We start from the raw sequence: 19,845 nt of genomic DNA on the forward strand, positions 1-19,845 counted from the left end.
GTAGCAAAGACGCTCGCAGTAGCAAGGAGCTTGTTGTGGCGAGGGAGCTTGCTCCCGCTGGGCGGCATAGCCGCCCAGACGCCCGCCGGGCTGTCCCCACCCCAAACTGCAACGCACCCAGCCTCAAGGCGCCAGCGCCTCCTTCAACGACAACCGGGCCATGTGCCTGGCCGTCAGCGACCCCAGGTACAAGGCATCGCCATATTCGCGCACCGTGGTGATCGGCGAGTAGTTGCCGCTGCTGCCATCCTGCAGGTTGGCGATCACCCGGCCCTGGGTATCCAGGCCCAGCACGAAGCCGCGTTTCTCCACCGGCTTGGGCAATACCGTCATCGCCCGCACCAGCATCTTGCGCACGAAGGGGTAGGGCGCGGTGGCGTCGAGCAACGGGTTGCGCGGTGCGTACAGGGCCACCCAGAAACGCCCGGCGCCATTGAAGCTCAGGTTGTCCGGCAGCCCCGGCAGGTTGTCGATGAACAGGTCGTGGCTGCCGGCCTTGTCACCCTTGAGCCAGTAGCGGCTGATGCGGTAGGCGCCGGTTTCATTGACCAGCACATAGGCCTCGTCCGGCCCCAGGGCAATGCCGTTGGCGAACTCCAGGCGGTCCAGCAGCACCTCGGTGGTGCCGCTCTGGAAGTCGTAGCGCAGCAGGCGGCCATCGGCGCCGTGCTCGATCACCGCTTCGCCGTCATGGCCATAGCCCCAGCGGCTGGTGGCGTCGCTGAAGTAGGCGTAGCGCCCCGCGGCATCGACCGCCACATCGTCGGTAAAGCCGAACTTCAGGCCCTTGGCCTCGGTGCTCAGGGTCTGCAACTGGCCCTGGCTGTCCAGGGCCAGCAGGCCCTTGATGGCATCGGCGATGATCAGGCGCCCGTCCGGGTGCCGGGCCAGGCCCAGGGGCCGGCCGCCTGTATTGACCAGCACCTTGAGCGCACTGCCGTCGAGGCTGCTCTGGATCACCCGGCCGTCATGCAGGCCGCTGAGCAGTTGTTCGTGTTCCAGCAGCAGGGCTTCGGGGCCGTCGATGTCCCGGGCGCCCACCGGCTGCACGGCCTTGAGCTTCTGGTTCTCGGCAAACGGCCCCTGGCTCAGGGACGGCGCCGGCGCCGGGTTCCAGGCCACCGGCTGGACCCTGGTCGGCATCAGCAGCAGGAAGGCCAGGACGGCCAGCAGCACCAGCAGGACAATCCGCAGGCCGCTGAAGCGGCGGGGGGCAATCTGATTCATGCAATGACTCCTGTCGGGGCGGCCTCAGGACGGGCGGCCGGGGGCCTCGGTGGCGGGCAGCGGGATAGCTTGCTGGGCCATCTCGCACAATGCCAGCAATGAGGCGGCGGATTCCCGTTCTATCCGTCGCTTGAATAACAGCTGATTGCCCAGGCGCATCAGCAGGTTGTCAAAGCCGTACTCCAGGGTCCGTACGAAGCGCGTGTGCTGCGCCCCCAGGGGCTGGCATTCGTAGGTCACCTGCAGGTGCAGGCCGTGATCGCCCCGGGCGCTGGCACGCCAGCGGTGCCCGGGCAGGTACTCCTCGACCGTCCAGCTCAGGTGGCCGCTGCGCCCGCCGGCATGGATGTCTTCCTCGAAGCCTTGCCCGGCGAACAGCGGGCCTTCGTCGCCCTCGACCTTGAGCGAGGAGGGGTGCCACTGTGGCCAGAGCCGCGAGCTGGCGGCATAGGCCAGGGTGCTGGCGGCGCTGCGGGGGATGTCGACCTGGTGCTGCATGCGGGTCATGGGCGTGGCCTCGTCAGGGGTGGAAGTGACGGCTGGCGGCTCTTGCGGTTGCCAGTGCAGGGTACCGAACAGCCAGTCCATCAGCGGCAGGACAATATTGAAGTTGCGCTCCTGCATCAGCTCGCGGCGGTGATGCAGTTCGTGCAGGCGGCGCATCTGCCGCACCCAGGGCAGGCGCGCCAGGGGGTGATTGGCGGGCAGGTGCTCGCAGGCATGGAACACCTCGTAGGCCAGGTAGCCGAGCAGGGTGCAACTGGCGAACAGCGCCGCCACGTTGCCATTCCACAGGCGCAGCAGCCTCCACAGGGGCAGGGCGAAGAGCAGGCTGTGCACCACGATCAGCCAGGCCGGAAACAGAATCACCCGCCAGTCCCGGTAGCCTTCATAGGCCATCAGCCCGGGGGCGAAGAAGCTGTGGTGGTCGCCGGTATGGCGGGCATAGAACATCCGCGCGAAGCGCTGCTTGTGATGCCCCAGCCAGCGGTGCACCACGTAGATGCACAGGTTGAAGAACAGCAGCGCCAGCGGCACCGCCAGCCATTCCAGGGGCTGCACCTGGCTCAGGGTGCTGCATAGCAGGCCGATGCACAGCAGGCCATAGGCCAGGACAAAGCCGCCATGCAGCCAGGGGTTGTAGCGCGGACTGACCGCCGCTCGGTATTGCTGACGAAAGTGCTGGGTGGTTTCTCGCACGGCCCGATTCCCGTTGTTGTTTTTATGGGCTGCAGCGTAGCCGGCGGGTAATTATCCAGCCAATGGATAGTGGGAATGAGGATTATTCATCAGGCTGAAAATGCCCGGATAAAGCCCAGGGAAACGACAGCGAGGCGAATGAAAGATTGACGCCAGAATAGTGGCTATTTAGTATTTTGATATTGAATTGATATCATTTCTGCTCGCACTCTGCTCCTTTCTGGTTCCGTTTTGCCTGTCAGGCATCGAGGGGCTGCCAGTTCGACCCTGCTTGCCGAAATCAATTTTTCCTCGCCATGGGCCTTCAGGATGAAGGCTCCAGGGGCTTGTGCTCCTGCATTGCTAAGAGACTGACATGGACGTTCGCCACTTCACCTTCCTGGCCCAGCAACCCTCTGCTGTCCTGCAATCCCGTGATTCGTTCTGCGGCTTGTCCAAGCGCAGCCTGGCGTTCGTCCTGGCCAACATGATGTTCTGGCAGCCGCTGGTGGCGATGGCCGACGGCATCGTGGTCAACGGCAGCGGTACAACCCTGGGGCAGGCCGGCAATGGGGTGCCCATCGTCAACATTGCCACGCCCAATGGCAGCGGCCTGTCGCACAACAAGTTCAGCGACTACAACGTCGGCCAGCAGGGGCTGATCCTCAACAACGCCACCGGTCGTACCCAGGAAACCCAACTGGGCGGGATCATCCTCGGCAACTCCAACCTGGGTGGCCGCGCGGCCAATGTGATCCTCAACGAGGTCAACGGCGGCAGCCCCAGCCAGCTCAAGGGCTACACCGAAGTGGCCGGGCAAGCGGCCCATGTCATCGTTGCCAACCCCTACGGCGTGACCTGCAACGGCTGCGGCTTCATCAACACCCCCAAGGCCACCCTGACCACCGGCAAGCCGGTGATCGAGAACGGCCAGGTCCAGCGTTACCAGGTGGACCAGGGCAGCGTCGCCATCGAGGGCGCGGGCCTCAACGCGAGCAATATCGACCAGTTCGAAATCATCACCCGCAGCGCCAAGATCAACGCCGAGATCCAGGCCCGGCACCTGGCGGTGATCGCCGGGGCCAACGACGTCGACGCCAAGACCTTGAACGCTACGGCCCGCACCGCCAACCCGGCGGATGCACCGCAACTGGCCATCGACTCATCAGCCCTGGGCGGCATGTATGCCGGAGCGATCAAGCTGGTGGGCACCGAGGCCGGAGTGGGGGTGAAGCTCGACGGCAAGCTGATCGCCAGTGGCGGTGATATCCAACTGGATGCCAACGGCCAGTTGCGCATGGCGGACGCCACTGCCGAGAAGGGCGCGGTGGCGATCAAGGCCGGCAGCCTGGAGGCCCAGGGCGCGGTCTACGCCGGCACCGATCTCAAGGTGCAAACCCGGGGCGACCTGAGCAGCCAGAAAACCCTCGCCGCCCGGGACCGCATCACCCTCGACAGCGGTGGCCAACTGAGCAACAAGGGCATCATCGAAGCCGGGGTCAATGCCGATAACTCTCGCAACGCCAACGGCGATATCAGCCTCAACGCCCGGGATCTCGACAACCGCGGCAAGAGCATTGTCGCCAGCCGCGACCTGACCCTGAACACGGCCCAGACCCTGGACAACCGGGGCGGGACCCTCAGTGGCCAGCATCAGGTGAAGGTCAGCGCCGGCACTCTGGACAACCAGAACCAGGGCCGGGTCCTGAGCAGCGACAGCCTGGAACTGCAGGCCACCCAGGTGCTGAACCACAACGCCCTGATCACCAGCGACGGCCAACTCAAGGCCGAGATCGGCCACCTGGGCAATCGCCACGGCGAGCTCAGCAGCCTGAGCCAGGTTCGCCTGCAACTGGCGGCGCTGGACAACGTCGCCGGGCTGGTGATGGCCGGTGAAACCCTGGATATCAACGCCAGCGGGGCCATCGACAACCGTGGCGGTGCCCTGGGGGCGGAGCGCTTGCTGAAGGTGCAGGCCGCATCCCTGGACAACAGCAAGGCCGGTAACCTGCGCAGCGAGGAGCGCCTGGAGGTCCAGGTCGCCGGGCGTCTCGACAACCAGGACAGGGGCTTGATTCAGGCTACCCAGGCCATGGAAGTACAGGCCGGGCAACTGGACAACCGCAAGGGCAGGATTTCCGGCAGCGACACCCTGGTGGTGCGCGGCGAGAGTGCGGACAACCGCGGTGGGGTGATACGTGCCGATCAGGCCCTGGGCCTGCACAGCCGTGACGTGGATAACCGCGACAAGGGCCGCCTGGAAAGCCGGACCGCCGTCACCGTCGAAGGCAACCGCCTGGACAACAGCGGTGGTCTGCTCAGCGCCACTTCAACCCTGACGCTGAACAGCGGCGAGGTGCTCAACCACGCTGGCCGCATCGCCAGCAAAGGCGAACTCCATGCCCAGGTGGACAGCCTTGCCCAGCATGGCGGCGAGCTGGTGGCCGAAGGCGCTCTGCATCTGCAGGGCCAGTCCCTGGATAACCGGGACCAGGGCCTGGTGGCCTCCCTCAAGGCCCTGACCCTGGACGTCGTCGAGGTGGATAACCGTGGTGGTGCACTGTCGGGCCAGGGGGAAGTGCAGGTCAACGGCCAGGGGCTGAACAACAGTGATGGCGGCAAGGTCCTGGCGGACCAGCGCCTGCTGCTCCAGGTGGCCCGGGTCATCAACCAGAACCAGGGGCTGTTGTTCAGCAAGCAAGGGCTGACCCTGAGTGGCGACAGCCTGGACAACAGCGGCGGCCAGCTGGTGAGCCAGAAGCCGTTGCTGCTGACCCTGAGCGCAACCCTGGACAACCAGCGCGGCCTGATCAGCGGCGAAGACCTGCTGACCCTCAAGGTTGGCAGCCTGGACAACCGCGGCGGACGCCTGACCGGTGCCCGGGCCCTGAGCCTCGACAGCCGCGGGGCGCTGCTCAACCAGGGTGGCTCGATCGTCGCCGAGCAGGGGCTGACCCTGGACAGCACCAGCCTGAACAACAGCGACAAGGGCGTGATCAGCGCCAAGGCCGATGCACGCCTGGGCACCGGCGCTTTCGACAACAGCCAGGGCGGCAGCCTGACCAGTGCCGGGCAGTTGACCCTGACCACTGCCCAACTGACCAACAACCAGGGCCGGATCGGCAGCGACCAGGCCCTCAATGCCAGCATCACTGGTCTGCAGCAGCAGGGCGGCGAGCTGTTCAGCAACGCCGACCTGACCTTGGACCTGAACCATGGCCTGCTGGACAACCAGGGCGGCAACCTGCACACCCCGGGGCAGTTGTTGTTGCGCAACCTCGACCGGGTGGACAACCGCAGCGGTGAAATCTCCGGGGCCAAGGCCTTCAGCCTCAACGCCCGGGAACTGGACAACGGTGCCGGCAAGCTCCTGAGCAATCAGGCCCTGACCCTGCGCATCGAGCAGGCCCTGGCCAACGTCAAGGGGCTGATCTCGGCTGCAGCCATCGACAGCCGCAGCGCCAGTCTGGACAACCGCGACGGCCAGTTGCACAGCCGTGGCGACAGCCAACTGCAGGTCAGCGGGCACGCTAACAACCAGGGCGCAATACTGCTGGCCGAAGGGCAGATGACCCTCAAGGCCGCCAGCCTGGACAACCGCCAGGAGGGGCTGGTGGGCGCCACCCGCGCCCTGGACCTGCAGGTCGGGCAACTGGATAACCGCGGCGGTGAAGTGTCGAGCCGGCAGATCGACCTGAGCGGCGAGCGCCTGGACAACAGCGACCAGGGCCGCCTGCTGGCCAGTGGTGACCTGACCCTGAAGGTGGCCCGGGTGCTCAACCAGAACCTGGGCCTGATTTCCGCGGACCAGGGCCTGAGCCTCAGCGGCATCGGCCTGGACAACCGGGGCGGGCAACTGGTGGGGGCCCAGCGCCTGGACCTGGAACTGGGTGAAGACCTCGACAACCGCAAAGGCCGGATCAGCAGCGAAGGCCGCCTGGCGATCCAGGCCCGCAACCTGAACAACGACCGGGGCAGCCTGTCCAGTGGTGGTGCCTTGCAGGTCAGCGCCGGGCAGGCCCTGAGCAACCAGGGCGGCAAGTTGTTGAGCGACGCGGGCCTGACCCTGGCCAGTGCCCGGCTGGACAACCAGCAGCAGGGCATCATCAGCGCCAAGGGGCGGCTGTCACTCACTACCGGAGCGCTGGACAACAGCCAGGGCGGCAACCTCAACAGCGGTGATGAACTGAGCCTGAACGCTGCCCAGGTCAACAACGAGCAGGGCAGCATCGGCAGCGCCAAGGCCCTGACGGCCTCGGTCACCGGGTTGCAGCAGCAGGGCGGCAAGCTGTTCAGCAAGAGCCGCCTGAGCCTGGACCTGAACCATGGCACCCTGAACAACCAGGGCGGCCTGATCAATGCCCCCGGTGTGCTACTGCTGAGCAACCTCGGCGCGGTGGACAACCGTCAGGGGGAAATCTCCAGCCAGCAGGCTTTCGAACTGGCCGCCCGCAGCCTGGACAACAGCGCCGGGCAGTTGCTCAGCAACCAGGCCCTGACCTTGCGCATCGAGGGCGCGCTGACCGCGCTCAAGGGCAAGATCGCCGCCGCCGCGTTGCAGATCGATGCCGCTAGCCTGGACCACAGCGGCTCGCTGCTCAGCGACAGCGAACTGGACCTGCGGGTCACTGGCCCGTTGCGCAACCAGGGCCTGATCCAGGCCGCCGGGCCGCTGCAGATCAGCGCCAATGGCCTGGACAACCAGGGTGGGCGCCTGCTCGGCGGCACCCGTGTGGGCATCGACCTGGGGGGCCAAGGCTCGGACCTGGACAACCGCCAGGGCCTGATCAACACCCAGGGCGTGTTGAGCATTGCCGGGCTGCGGGACCTGCAGAACCAGGCCGGGGAAATCTCCAGCACCCAGGGCTTCAACCTGGCCGGGCGCAGCCTGGACAACAGTGGCGGCAAGCTGATCAGCCACCAGCAGCTTGGGGTCGAGGCCGTGAACCTGGGCAACCAGCAGGGCCTGATATCCGGCTGGCAGGGGCTCAAGGTTAGCGGCGGCAGCCTGGACAACCGCCAGCAAGGTACCTTGTCGAGCCTGCTGGGGGATCTGAATATCGACCTCAGCGGCGCCTTGCTCAACAGTGCGCAAGGCGGGCTGGCCAGCCAGGGTCAGCTGACCCTCAAGGCCGCGAACCTGGACAACAGTGACAAGGGCATCGTCACCAGCAAGGGCGAGCAGCAACTGATCCTTGGCAGTGGAGGTTTGAACAACGCCCGGGGCGGGCTGATTGAAAGCAGCGCCAGCCTCGACATCGGCGCCGGCGACCTGGACAACCAGGGCGGCCGCCTCAGCGCCGTGGGCGGCCTGAACTTCACCGGCAATAGCCTGAACAACCAGGGTGGCAACCTGCGCGGTGAAGGCGCGGTGACCCTCGATCTTCTGGGTGCCCTGGTCAACACCCAGGGCAAGCTGGCCGCCAGCGGCCCGCTGCTGCTCAAGCGTTCCAGCCGCATCGACAACCAGGACGGGCAGTTGGTCAGCCAGAACCTGATGACTCTGTTCAGCAACAGCCTGGACAACAGTAACCGCGGCACCCTGGCCGCCAACGGTGCGCTGCAGGTCAACGTCAGTGGCGAGGTGCGCAACCAGAATGACGGCCTGATCTACAGCCGCGACGCCGGCCTGAGCCTGAGCGCCGGCAGCCTGAACAATGCCAAGGGCGCGATCCAGAGCGCCAAGGCCCAGACCCTGGCAGCGACCGGGGGCATCGATAACCAGGGCGGCAAGCTGATTGCCGAGGATGGTGACCTGGACATTCAAGGCGCCAGCCTGGATAACCGCGCGGGTGTGCTGTCCAGCCTCAAGGGGCTGTTCCAGGCCCGGATGTCGGGGGTGCTGAACAACCAAGGCGGCCAGGCCGAGGCCCAGCGCCTGGATCTGCAAGCCCTGGCCGGTTTCGACAACGGCGCCGGACGCATGGCGGCCAAGGGTGGCGACTTGCTGCTCAATGCCGGCAGCGCCGGGGTGGATAACAGCCACGGCGGCCTGTATGCCAGCGGGCGGGTCAAGGCCAGCGGCAATCAGCTCGACAACAGCACCGGGCAGATCAACGGCCAGCACATCGACCTGGATTTCAACGGTTCCCTGGTCAACCAGGGCGGCCTGATTGAAAGCCGCGAGAGCCTGGCGCTGCGCGGCGCCAGCCTGGACAACCAGGGCGGCAAACTGCGGGCCCTGGCCCCTGGCGGCAAGACCGACCTGCAGATCGGCGGGCTGTTCGACAACCGCAACGGCCTGCTGGAATCCGCCAACACCGACCTGACCCTGGCGGCGTCGGGTTTCCTCAATCAGGGTGGCAGCCTGCTGCACCTGGGCGAAGGCAACTTCGATATCGCCACCGGCAACGTGATCAATGCCGGCGGCAGCCTGGTCACCCGGGGCGGGCTGACGCTGACCGCCGACAGCTGGACCAACAGTAGCGTGATCCAGGCCGGGCGCCTGAACCTTGACGTCAACCACTTCAGCCAGACCGCCGCTGGCCAGTTGCTGGCCAGCCAGCACTTGCAGGCCCGGGGTGGCAACTGGAACAACGACGGGCTGCTGGCCAGCGATGGCAGCCTGGACCTGCAAATCGGCGGCACCTATTCCGGTAATGGCCGGGTATCCAGCCTGGGCACCCTTGGCTTTGGCGCGGCCCAGCTCAACCTTGGTGCCGCGGGCAGCATCGCCGGTGGCGGCGGTACCCAGGTCACGGTCGCCGGGCAACTGAACAACGCCGGGCGCCTGACCTCCAACGCCGGACTCTCGGTGAATGCCGGCGGCGTGCTCAACACCGGCACCCTGGGCGCCGCCCAGGGCCTGAACCTGACCACCCCGACCCTGGTCAACGACCACGGTTTCGTATTCAGCGGCCAGAACGCCGGCTTCAACGTCAATACCCTGACCAACAGCTATGGCGAGTTCTACAGCCTGGGCGGCCTGACTGTGGCCGGCATGGCGGCAGGCACCTCGGCCCAAAACCTGAGAAACATCTCCGGCAACATCCAGAGTGGCGGCGATATCAATATCGCTGCACTGGATCTGGTCAACGACCGGGAAAAATACGAAGCCAGCCAGCAGATCACCGATGGCCGCATGACCATCCGCTGCGTCCAGCACTGCGGCGGTGGCGCCAGTTGGGTCCGGGGGCCGGTGTTTATCTACCGGACGGTGGAAGGCGTGGTGACCAGCGACTCGCCGCAGTCGACCCTGAACGCGGGGGGCAACCTGACGGTCAACAGCACCAGTTTCCTCAACCGCTACAGCACCGTGTCGGCAGGCAATGACCTGAGCATCACCAGCGGCACCATCACCAACCAGGCCTCCCTGGTGGCGTCCGGTTCTTCCGGCTATGAAGTCGGCGCCGGGGTCAAGATCAATCGCGGGCTGTTCTTCCAGCTGGCCCGTGACGTGCAGGCCTATGACCGGGCGCACCCGCAGGGCAGTGCCTTCAACCAGGAGGACTTCGCCGCCCTGGTGGCCAAGTTCAACCCGGGGATCTTCTATGGCATCGACCGGCCGGTAGAGACCTCGACCCTGAGCTCTTCGGCGGCGCCGGCCATCATCCAGGCCGGTGGCAAGGCCCGGCTCACGGCAGCCAACGACATCAGCAATATCAGCGTGGTCAAGAATGCCATCGCCGTGGGCGGTAGCACCCGCGACACGGCGGTGGGCGCCTCCAGCAAGCCGCTGATGGTAGTGCTCCACTCCCAGCTACCGCCGGACCTGGCGCAGCAGCAGGTCAACCCCCTGAGCCTGCCCAACTTCAGCCTGCCATCCGGGCAGAACGGCCTGTTCCGCCTGAGCGGCCAGGGCGGCGCAGCGCAGCCCTCGGCCCCGGCGCAGAGCTGGAGCATGGGCGGCGCCAGCCTGGAACTGAGCACTCGCCAGGCCGGTCCGGAGCCGGTCCAGCCCCGGGAACTGAGCAACCGGCCGCTGCCGCAAGTGGCCCTGGGCGCTCGCGACCTGAACCTGGTTGATCACCAGGCCACGGGCATCGATGGCCGCGCAGCGACGGTGCAGGTGAACGCCGTGGCCGGGGATTCGCCGGGGGGCGTGCTGCTGCCCACGGGCAGTGCTGGCAACCAGAGCGTCAACCGCGTCCAGGGCCTGCCGGACAGCAGTGTGCGCAGCAATCCGCACAAGTACCTGATCGAGACCAACCCGCTGCTCACCGACCTCAAGCAGTTCATGGGTTCGGACTATCTGCTGTCGAAACTGGGCTACGACCCGGACCAGAGCGCCAAGCGCCTGGGTGATGGTTTTTACGAGCAGCGCCTGATCCAGCAAGCGGTCACGGCCCGTACCGGCCAGCGTTTCCTCGATGGCCAGAACAGCGATGAGGGCATGTTCAAGTACCTGATGAACAACGCCATCGCCAGCAAGGATTCGCTCAACCTGGCAGTGGGCGTGACCCTGACCTCCCAGCAGGTGGCGGCCCTGACCCACGACATCGTCTGGCTCGAAGAGCAGGAGGTGAACGGCGAGAAGGTGCTGGTGCCAGTGCTGTACCTGGCCAACGCCAACAACCGTCTGGCGCCCAATGGCGCGCTGGTCCAGGGCCGCGACGTGACCCTGATCGCCGGCAAGGACCTGGTCAACTCCGGGACCTTGCGCGCCAGTGAGAACCTCAGTGCCACGGCGGGGACTGACCTGATCAACGGTGGCCTGATCGAGGCGGGCAATCGCCTGAACCTGCTGGCCGGGGACAACGTGGTCAACCAGTCCGGCGGTATTATCGCCGGGCGTGACGTGACGGTCCGCGCCCTGGCCGGGGACGTGATCAACGAGCGCAGCATCACCACCTTCCAGAGCAACCCGGGCTCCACCACCCAGCGCCTGGACTACGCCGACAACGCCGGGCGGATCGAGGCCCGCAACGACCTGAATGTCGGGGCCGGTCGCGATATCAATAACATCGGCGGGGTGCTGAGCAGTGGCGGCGACACGGCCCTGATCGCTGCGCGCGACGTCAACCTGGTATCGGCCCAGGAGCACGACAAGCTCACCCGCGACCGCTACCTCAACGAAAGCATCACCCAGCACGGTTCAAGCGTCAGCGTCGGAAGGGATCTGGCGGTCAGCGCCGGACGCGACCTGACGGCAGTCGCCAGCCAGATCGAGGCCAAGCGCAACATCGCCATGGATGCGGCGGGTGACCTGACCCTGGCCTCGGCGGCGGATGAGCAGCACAGCTACTCCAAGACCAAGAAGGTCACCCGCCAGGAAGACCATGTCAGCCAGGTCGGCACTTCGCTGACCGCCGGCGCCGATGTGGTCCTCAGTGCCGGCAAGGACCTGAGCCTGATCTCCAGCCGTATCAGCGCCGGCAACGAAGCCTACCTGGTGGCCGGTGACAACCTGGAGTTGCTGGCGGACCAGGACAGCGACTACTCGCTGTACGACATGAAGAAGAAGGGCAGTTGGGGCCGCAAGAAGACCCGCCGTGACGAGGTGACCCAGGTCACCAACATCGGCAGCGAGATCACGACTGGCGGCGACCTGACCCTCAAGAGCGGCGGCGACCAGAAATACCAGGTGGCCAAGCTGGAAAGCGCCAAGGACCTGACCCTGGACAGCGGCGGCGCGATCACCTTCGAAGGGGTCAAGGACCTGCACGACGAAAGCCACACCAAGAGCAACAACAATGCCTTCTGGAATTCCTCCAAAGGCCGCGGCAACACCGATGAAACCCTGCGCCAGAGCAGCCTGGTGGCCGGCGGCAGCCTGACCATCAAGGCCGTGGAAGGCTTGAAGATCGACATCAAGCACATCGACCAGAAAAGCGTCAGCCAGGCCATCGACGCCATGGTCCAGGCCGACCCGCAACTGGCCTGGCTGAAACAGGCCGAGGCCCGGGGCGACGTCGACTGGCGCCAGGTCAAGGAGATCCACGAGTCCTTCAAGTACAACAACTCGGGCCTGGGCCCGGCAGCGCAGTTGATCATCGCCATCGCCCTGGCGGCGGTGATGGGGCCGATGATGGCCGGGATGAACACCATGCTCCAGGCAGTGGCGGTGAACGTCGCCACCAAGGCCACGGTCAGCACCATCGACAACCGCGGCAACCTGGGCAAGGTCCTCAAGGACGTGACCTCCAAGGAGAGCATCAAGGGCTACACAGTGGCCGCAGCCACCGCCGGAGTGGCCCAGGGGTTGAACTACAACCCGAGCGCCATGGGCCTGGATGCCAAGAGCCTGCAGACCGTGGCGGTCAAGGTCACGGCCGATGCCCTGATCAAGACTGCGGTCTATGGCGGCAGCTTCAAGGACAACCTGGCCAGCGCCGCTGCCGGCACCGCGGCGAGCATTGGCGGGGCCTATGGTGCCGGCAAGATCGGCGACCTGGGCCTGACCGAAGGCGGCCTGGCGAAAATCGCCCTGCATGCCGGGCTTGGCGGCCTGCTGTCTGAAGCCATGGGCGGTGATTTTCGCACCGGCGCCATCGCCGGTGGTGCCAACGAGTTGCTGGTGGGGGTGCTGGGGGACAAGCTGCTGCCGGACAACCTGATCCCCGGCTCGCCGGAGTACATCCAGGCCCAGGCCAACCTGATGGCCCTGTCGCAGATTGTCGGTGTACTCGGCGCGTCGGCGTCCGGTGGTGACATGAGCATCGCCTCGGCGGTGGCGGCCAATGGCACTCAGTACAACTACCTGACGCACCAGGCCTTCGACGAGGTGGGCAACTGCCTGTCGGGACGTACCTGCTCTACCGATGAGCAGAAGAAGGCTGCGGTGGCCAAGGCCGAGAAACTCAGCGAGTGGCTGGACTCGGAAATGCGCAGCCTCTGCGACAAGGCGCCGACCAGCGACAGTTGCCGCGCGGCGGTCAATGCCTCGATCAAGTACGTGGCCATGAAGGATGCCTGGAACATCATGAACAAGGATGTGACCCGTTCCTCGAAGAACACCTTCGACTATCTCTACAACACCGAAGGGGCTGCCGGGCGCCTGGTGACCTACTTGAACACCATCGACAACCGGGCCAATTTCTTTGGTGCCAGCCATGTCTACGAGCAGAACATGGGGATTGGTGCCAAGTGGTTCGGTGGGGCGGAAGAGGTGTCCAGGGCCGGTTGGACCGGCCTGGGAGCCGACGATAACCTCTCGTACATAACCTTTGGTGTCGGCCGGCTGATGGCGCCGGTCTATGACTGGCGCAAGGCAGCCGGGGATGCGCTGATCACCGGTGGCTTCGAGAACTTCAAGAACCTCTACAACAAGGCCACCAGCGATCCGGTCGCCTGGGACATCAAGCAGTTGAAAGGCGAACAGACTATCCTGCAGCCGATTCATGAGCAGTACATGGGCGACCGGAGTGCATTCACCTGGCTTTCCGGGCTGGTGACCGATACGTCGATCATGCCCGAGATAATGATCGGTGATCGAAAAGGAATGGATGGCGGCGTGGATATTCTGGATTACAAGTCCCGGGTGGAGTTTGGCTGCAAATTGCTGGGCTACTCCAAGAGCCAGGGCTGTGCGCCATGAGTGCGGCGGCTTACCCGCGACGCCGGGTGTTCATGGCGTTTTTCTTCTGCCCGCTGGTGTTGGGGCTGGTGTTCGGCGCCTTCAAGTTCGTCACGCTGCTGGCCCACCTGGCCAGCAACCCGCGATTGCTGGGGGAGGTGCGGGGGGGCGAGTTGCTGCTGATGCCGGTGCTTGCACCGCTGGTGGCCCAGGTGGCGTTTCTGCTGCCGTTCCTGGTCTTCGCCCTGGGGGTGACGCTGATGAAGGTCTACCACAGCCCGCGCGCCTGTGCGGTGCTGGCCCTGGTGGGCGCAAGCGTGGCCAGCCTATGGGCGCTGATCTTCATCGCCCTGGTGGTCCATGGCGTGAAGAAGGCACAGTTCGCCGACTACCAGGTGGAGATGCTGGTGCTATTCGTGGCTGCCTGCCTGACCTGCTGGCTGGCGGCGAGCCTTTTCCTGCCCGAGAGCAATGCTGGTCCAGGGGTTGCTGACTGACCCCTTGCTCCGGCTGCCGTTATTGACAGCCGGGGCTGGCGCCGCGAATTATCCAGCCCCTGGATAATTTCAATGGGCATTATTCATGAAGCTCAATGTGCAGCGCCTGGACCTCAACCTGTTGCGGGTGTTCGACGCCTTGATGCAGGAGCAGAACCTGTCCCGGGCCGCGGTACGCCTGAACCTCAGCCAACCGGCGGTGAGCAATGCCCTGGCGCGCCTGCGCCGGCACCTGGACGAGCCGCTGTTCATTCGCACCGCCCGCGGCATGCAACCCACCTCCCGGGCCCTGAGCCTGCATGTGGCCGTGCGCCAGGCCCTGCACCTGTTGCAGCAGGGCCTCGATCCTGCTGCGGCGTTCGAGCCGGCGGCGGCCCAGCAACTGTTCACCTTGTCGATGAACGATTACGCCCAGGCGCGCCTGCTGCCGGCTCTGTCCCGACGCCTGCAGCAGGTAGCGCCCGGGGTCCGGCTGGCGGTGCGCAGCGACAGCGCCGACGCCATCGCCGCCTGGCTCGGTGCCGGGATGCTCGACCTGGCGGTGGACTACCTGTATTTCGACAGCCCGGACCTGTGCTACCAGCCGCTGCTTGAGGAGCAACTGGTGGTGATCGGCCGTCGCGACCATCCGGCCTTTGCCCCGGAACTGAGCCTGGAGGCCTACCAGGCTTGCCTGCACGTGGCGATTCCCGATCGGGGTGGGCGCGGCTCGCCCCTGGAAATCGTTCTCGGCTCGGCCAAGGTCCAGCGCCAGGTGCAGGTGTTCGTGCCCAACTACCTGAGCATTCCGCTGATCGTTGCCCAGTCCGACCTGCTGGGCACCGTGCCACGCTACCTGGCGGAGCATTTCTGCGCCTTGCTGCCGATCCGCATCGCCAGCCTGCCGCTGCTGGCGGCGCCGGTGCAGGTCAGCCTGATCTGGCATCGCCAGCAGCAACAGGCGCCGGGCCTGCAATGGTTGCGCAGGGAGATTGCGGCCATTGCCAGTGCTCCATAGTCGCCATGCACTCCGGGTAAACGGGGCGCTGCCCAGGTGGGGCCGACCTCGGCCGACCAGCTCTGGCTCCGGAATTTCTTGAGAAAGTGCCAAGTCTCAGAAATTTCCTACTTCCATTGGCGAAGTGTCTTGAACTCAGTTGAGTTCAATTTGGCTAGCATGGTTTTTTATCCGGAGCCGCGGTGATGTCGACGCTGAGCGTACTGTTGTTGTGTTCGAACGCTTTTCGGGTTCGACATTTTTCAAGAATTCTCGCGTCTTGCGGTTTTGCTCGGGTACAAGTGATCAGCGATGACTGCGACGGCGCTCAGTTCCCGCCCGCCCTGGATGAACTGGACCTGGTGATCTGCGACTCGCTGCACTCCCTGAACGCCATCCCCTACCTGCGCAGGCTCTGCGAGCACCACGGCTTTTTCTCGATGATGGAATGCGAAGCGCTGCAAGCGCCGATCCGTTGGGGGCTGGCGAACTTTCGCGTGCGTTCCGGCAAGTACTGCGTCGGCAGTTACAGCGAGCTGGACACGCTGCAGATCAGCGCCTTGCTGCTCAAGGCGCTGGCCATCAAGCGTACGGTGAAAGGCCATGCACGTGACGATGCTCCAGGGGCGGCGGGAGCTGGTTGCGCCAACAACGACTGGGTGGCTGAACTGGATGTTTCCCAGGCCCTGGAACAGCGGCAGATCGTGGCTTTTTTCCAGCCCCAGGTCTGCATGAAGACCCGGCGCATCACCGGCGCCGAAGTCCTGGCCCGTTGGCAGCATCCTCACAAGGGGGTGCTGGGGCCGCAGTTCTTTCTCGACCTGTTCGACAGCCCGCAGGGCCATCGCCAATTGTTCGATTGCCTGTTGCAGCAGGGCCTGGCGTTGCAGCGGCAGTTGCAGGGCCACGCCAGCGGCGATGCCCTGATGTTCTCCTACAACATTGAGGCCAGCCAGCTGAGCGATCCGCAATTCGCCTTGCGGGTGTTGCAACAGATCGACGAGGCGCAGGTGCCCACACGCCAGGTGACCCTGGAGATCACCGAGCGCCAGGCTCTGGTCCTGAGCATGCAGTGCATCGAGAACATCAGTGTGCTGGTGCACAGTGGCGTGCGTCTGTCCCTGGATGATTTTGGCACCGGGCATTCCTCGATCATGCGCCTGGCGGACATTCCCTTTGGCCAGCTCAAGCTGGACTCCGGATTTGTCGCCAACGCTACGGGGCCCAAGGAAACCCGGATCATCGAGGCCATCGTGGGGATGGCCGGTGCGCTGAACCTGGAGCTGGTGGCCGAAGGCATCGAGACCGAAAAGCAACGTGCGCACCTGCAGCGCCTGGGTGTCGATGCGGCCCAGGGCTTTCTGTTTCACAAACCGATGAATGCGGCCGCCCTGGTCCGGGTCCTGACGTTGAGCCGGCCGCCGCAGCGACAGCTCAGCCAGAGCTAGGACGCAGCGCGGTCACTGCGTCTTGAGCATCACATAGGCTTCACCGCCACGACGGTCGTGCATGAGGATGAAGGTCTGCCCGTTGAGGGTGATCTTGCTCGGTACGCTCTGGGCCACCGGGGTGCTGGAGAACTTGCCGGCCACGCTGAGAAATTGCTGGGTCAGCGAGCTGTCGTTCTGGGTCGGGGTGGTGATCGCGCATTCCTTGTTGGCCTGTATCTGCACGCCCAGGCTTTGGTCCTCGTTCATGCCCATCTTGGCGAAGCCGGCATCGGTCAGGTCACTGATGCCATGGTTGCGCGCGGCGGTCTCGGCGCCGGCGAAGGACGGCGCGGACTTCAGGCAGATATCGCGAAAGGCCAGGATGCCGGCGGAAGTGATGGTGGGCTCCGGGTTGATCTCCCGGGTCACGCTGGAGCAGGCGCCAAGCAGCGCCAGGGCGGTGAGGGTTGCGGCAAGTGGTGCGGTGCGGGGCAGAGTGCTCATGGAAAACCTTGGAAGCAGACGGCAAGGGGGGCGGGGAGGGTTCTTGCCGAATGAGGCATCGGCGCCCTGGCAGGGTAGGCAGGGGCATCGTTCAGATCAATCTTTTGTGTGAAAACCGCGTGTTGAACGGCTCCGGGGCGCTGCGGCTGGCGCAGTAATTGCCTGCCTCATGGCTCAGTTCAACGATGGGGCCCGCGGCCATGCAATTACGAGCGTTGCGTTACTTCCACGAGGTGGCCCGGTGCGCCTCCCTGCGTCAGGCGGCGGAGCGCCTGTACGTGACCCCCACCGCAGTCAGCCGGCAGATCGAGCAACTGGAGCACTTCTTCGGCACCGCGCTGATCGAGCGCGGGCCCCGGGGCATTCGCCTGACCGTGGAGGGTGAATGCCTGGCCGAGCAGGTCACCTCCACCTTGCGCGGCTTCGACCAGGTGCGCGATGTGATCGCCAGCCGGCAGAGCCAGGTAGCGGGTAACGTCAGCATCCATGTGTCGGAAAGTATCGTTTCCAGCGTGCTGGCGCCGGTGCTGGCGGCGTTCAACCGGGCCCATCCGAAAGTCACCTTCAACATCGTCATCGCCAGTGCCGGCGCCACTCTGGATGCCCTGTGCAGCGGCGAGGCCGACCTGGGCCTGGCGTTCTACCTGCCGGAACGGGCCGAAGTGGAGGTAACCGCCCACTGCCAACTGTGGCACCGGGTACTGGTCAGCGCCGAGCACCCGTTTGCCCAGTGCCCGAGCATTCGCCTGCAGGATCTGGAGGGCCAGCCCCTGGCGATTCCCGACTCGGCCTACGGCGTGCGCCAGGCCCTGGAGGGCGCGGCGAAAAAGCGCGGAGTGAACATCCTTCCGGTATTCACCACCAGCTCCCTGGAGGTGCAGAAAAGCCTGGCCCGCCAACGTGCGGCAGTGCTGATCCTGCCCCAGGTGGATGCCGAGGCCCGGGACCTGGGGGATGGGCTGGTGGCCGTGCCGATCGACGACCAATACCTGGAGCGGATCCGGGTGGACCTGTGCGTGGTGCGCAACCGGCCCTTGTCGGTGGCGACCCTCAGGTGCCAGGAAATGCTTGTCCGGGCGATGCAACGCCATAGCCTGGCGTAGGAGCGGGCTTGCCCGCGAAAGCGTTTCCAAGAGCGCTGCACGGCTTACGGACCTCTTCGCTGGCAAGCCGGCTCCTACGGAGGAGGGGCGGTGGTCAGAACAGGTTGAACGGGAAATTCCCCACCAGGCGGAATTCGTCGTAGCTGCCATCGATCTGCCCACCGCTGGCGCGGTGGTTGTAGACGATGGTGCGCAGCACCGCATCCTTGAGCCGCCCGGACTGCACCACATACGCTAGCATCAGGCCGTTTTCGTTGTGCTTGGCGCCGTCCAGGCCGCGCACGTTGTAGCCGCGGTTGCGGCCATCGCGATCACCGTCGTAGTGCGTGCCGTCGATGCCCCAGCCCTTGGCGTGCCACAGGCTGGCGCTCAGCCCCGGCACGCCGTAGGCGGCAAAATCCAGGTCATAGCGCAACTGCCAGGACTTTTCATTGGGGCCGTTGTAGTCCGAGTACAGGGAGTTGGCCATGTAGTTGCCGGTGGATTCCCAGACGTAGTCGAAGTACTCGTTGCCGAACACTTGCTGCCAGGCCAGGGTCAGGCTGTGGGCCTGATGGCTGCCGGTCAGCGCCAGACTGAAGGCGTCGTTGTCGATGTAGCCCAGGCGCTGCTGGCCCTGGTCCCGGGTGTGGTAGTAGTTGAACGCGGTCTTCAGCGCCAGCCGGCTTTTGTCTCCGGCGCGGTGGGTCAGGCCCAGGTAGTACTGGTCCCACATGTTCTCGAAGCGCGAGGCATAAAGGCTGCCTTCCAGGCCCAGGCCGGGCTTTACCGTCGCCCCCAGGTAGCTGATGCGCTCGCCGCTGTAGGCGCGGTTGCCGAAGGTGGTGGTCAGGCGTTCGCTGCCGGTGCCGGTACGCGGGATGGCCCGGTCGAAGCTGCCGGCCTGCAGTGCCAGCCAGTCGGTTTCATTGCTGTACAGGCCCACGCCCTGGAAGCTGGAGGGCAGGGCGCGGTTGTCCTTGTAGCGCAGCACCGGGTTGTCGGTCATCAGGCGCCCGGCCTTGAGCTCAGTGTTGGACAGGCGCAGGCGCACATCGCCGATCCCCAGGCGGCTCCAGGTGGGCAGGGCGTCGCCGTCGCTGTCCACCAGCACTCGGTCCCCGCCGTTGGCCACCCGGCCATGACCACGCTCAAGATTGACCGCGCTGAACAGCCCGGCGTCGACGCCAAAACCCACCAGCCCCTGGGTGTAGCCGGAGCTGTACTTGAGCATGCCGGTCTGTACCCAGGTTTCCCGCACCCGGGTGCGCTCGATGCCGTCGGCCTTCTTGATCGACAGGTAGGTGTCGCGCTGGGTGTGCTGGTTGGAATAGTAGTGACGCAGGTTGAGGTCCAGGTGGCTGCCCTGGATAAACCCCGGCGCCTGATCCTGTTGGCTCGGGCGCGGATTGTCCTGGGCCAGGAGGGTGCTGCTGGCGCTCATGGCCAGGACGCAAAGTACAAGCTGTTTCATGTCGCTTCCCCACAAATCAAA

The 19,845-nt window shown here is 65.3% G+C and carries 9 protein-coding genes; 5 read left to right on the forward strand and 4 right to left on the reverse strand.

Translation table 11 applies throughout. The features are described from left to right. Positions 1-123: 123 nt before the first annotated feature. Both M2395_RS02120 and M2395_RS02125 read right to left on the reverse strand, forming a co-directional pair. Positions 124-1,227, reverse strand: coding sequence for an SMP-30/gluconolactonase/LRE family protein (locus M2395_RS02120; protein ID WP_041118927.1), 1,104 nt, complete (start codon positions 1,225-1,227; stop codon positions 124-126). 24 nt (positions 1,228-1,251) lie between these two features. Next, positions 1,252-2,427, reverse strand: a complete 1,176-nt coding sequence (locus M2395_RS02125; protein ID WP_123430527.1) for an SRPBCC family protein — start codon at positions 2,425-2,427, stop codon at positions 1,252-1,254. 355 nt (positions 2,428-2,782) lie between these two features. Between M2395_RS02125 and M2395_RS02130 the strand changes: the two genes are divergently transcribed. The 4 genes from M2395_RS02130 to M2395_RS02145 all read left to right on the forward strand — a co-directional run bounded on the left by M2395_RS02130 (position 2,783) and on the right by M2395_RS02145 (position 16,782). Continuing rightward, positions 2,783-13,882 (forward strand): filamentous hemagglutinin N-terminal domain-containing protein, encoded by an 11,100-nt coding sequence (locus tag M2395_RS02130; RefSeq protein WP_123430528.1) that lies wholly within the window; start codon positions 2,783-2,785, stop codon positions 13,880-13,882. After that, positions 13,879-14,358: a hypothetical protein gene (locus M2395_RS02135; RefSeq protein WP_228102387.1), complete on the forward strand. Its 480-nt coding sequence runs from the start codon at positions 13,879-13,881 to the stop codon at positions 14,356-14,358. The genes M2395_RS02130 and M2395_RS02135 overlap by 4 nt, the downstream gene beginning before the upstream one ends. A gap of 85 nt (positions 14,359-14,443) precedes the next feature. Next, entirely contained in the window at positions 14,444-15,355 is a 912-nt protein-coding gene (locus M2395_RS02140; RefSeq protein WP_011061963.1) for a LysR family transcriptional regulator, read from the forward strand. 281 nt (positions 15,356-15,636) lie between these two features. Continuing rightward, a complete protein-coding gene (locus M2395_RS02145; RefSeq protein ID WP_123430529.1) occupies positions 15,637-16,782 on the forward strand; it encodes an EAL domain-containing protein in 1,146 nt (381 codons plus the stop codon). A 12-nt stretch (positions 16,783-16,794) separates the two neighbouring features. Here the strand turns inward: M2395_RS02145 and M2395_RS02150 are convergent, their stop codons facing one another. After that, entirely contained in the window at positions 16,795-17,268 is a 474-nt protein-coding gene (locus M2395_RS02150; protein WP_015636104.1) for a hypothetical protein, read from the reverse strand. Positions 17,269-17,468: 200 nt separating this feature from the next. On the opposite strand from M2395_RS02150, the gene M2395_RS02155 reads away from it, so the two are divergent. Beyond that, positions 17,469-18,371: a LysR family transcriptional regulator gene (locus M2395_RS02155; RefSeq protein ID WP_015636103.1), complete on the forward strand. Its 903-nt coding sequence runs from the start codon at positions 17,469-17,471 to the stop codon at positions 18,369-18,371. Positions 18,372-18,465: 94 nt separating this feature from the next. Here the strand turns inward: M2395_RS02155 and M2395_RS02160 are convergent, their stop codons facing one another. Next, complete coding sequence (locus tag M2395_RS02160; protein ID WP_123430530.1) at positions 18,466-19,824, reverse strand: OprD family outer membrane porin; 1,359 nt, start codon at positions 19,822-19,824, stop codon at positions 18,466-18,468. Between the last annotated feature and the right edge of the window lie 21 nt (positions 19,825-19,845).

Source organism: Pseudomonas sp. BIGb0176, from assembly GCF_024810175.1.
Lineage (GTDB): Bacteria > Pseudomonadota > Gammaproteobacteria > Pseudomonadales > Pseudomonadaceae > Aquipseudomonas > Aquipseudomonas protegens.

Coding starts and splice junctions, on each gene's coding strand:
- M2395_RS02140 (WP_011061963.1), top strand. CDS start 14,444: ATGAAGCTCAATGTGCAGCGCCTGGACCTCAACCTGTTGCGGGTGTTC.
- M2395_RS02135 (WP_228102387.1), top strand. CDS start 13,879: ATGAGTGCGGCGGCTTACCCGCGACGCCGGGTGTTCATGGCGTTTTTC.
- M2395_RS02155 (WP_015636103.1), top strand. CDS start 17,469: ATGCAATTACGAGCGTTGCGTTACTTCCACGAGGTGGCCCGGTGCGCC.
- M2395_RS02120 (WP_041118927.1), bottom strand. CDS start 1,227: ATGAATCAGATTGCCCCCCGCCGCTTCAGCGGCCTGCGGATTGTCCTG.
- M2395_RS02150 (WP_015636104.1), bottom strand. CDS start 17,268: ATGAGCACTCTGCCCCGCACCGCACCACTTGCCGCAACCCTCACCGCC.
- M2395_RS02130 (WP_123430528.1), top strand. CDS start 2,783: ATGGACGTTCGCCACTTCACCTTCCTGGCCCAGCAACCCTCTGCTGTC.
- M2395_RS02160 (WP_123430530.1), bottom strand. CDS start 19,824: ATGAAACAGCTTGTACTTTGCGTCCTGGCCATGAGCGCCAGCAGCACC.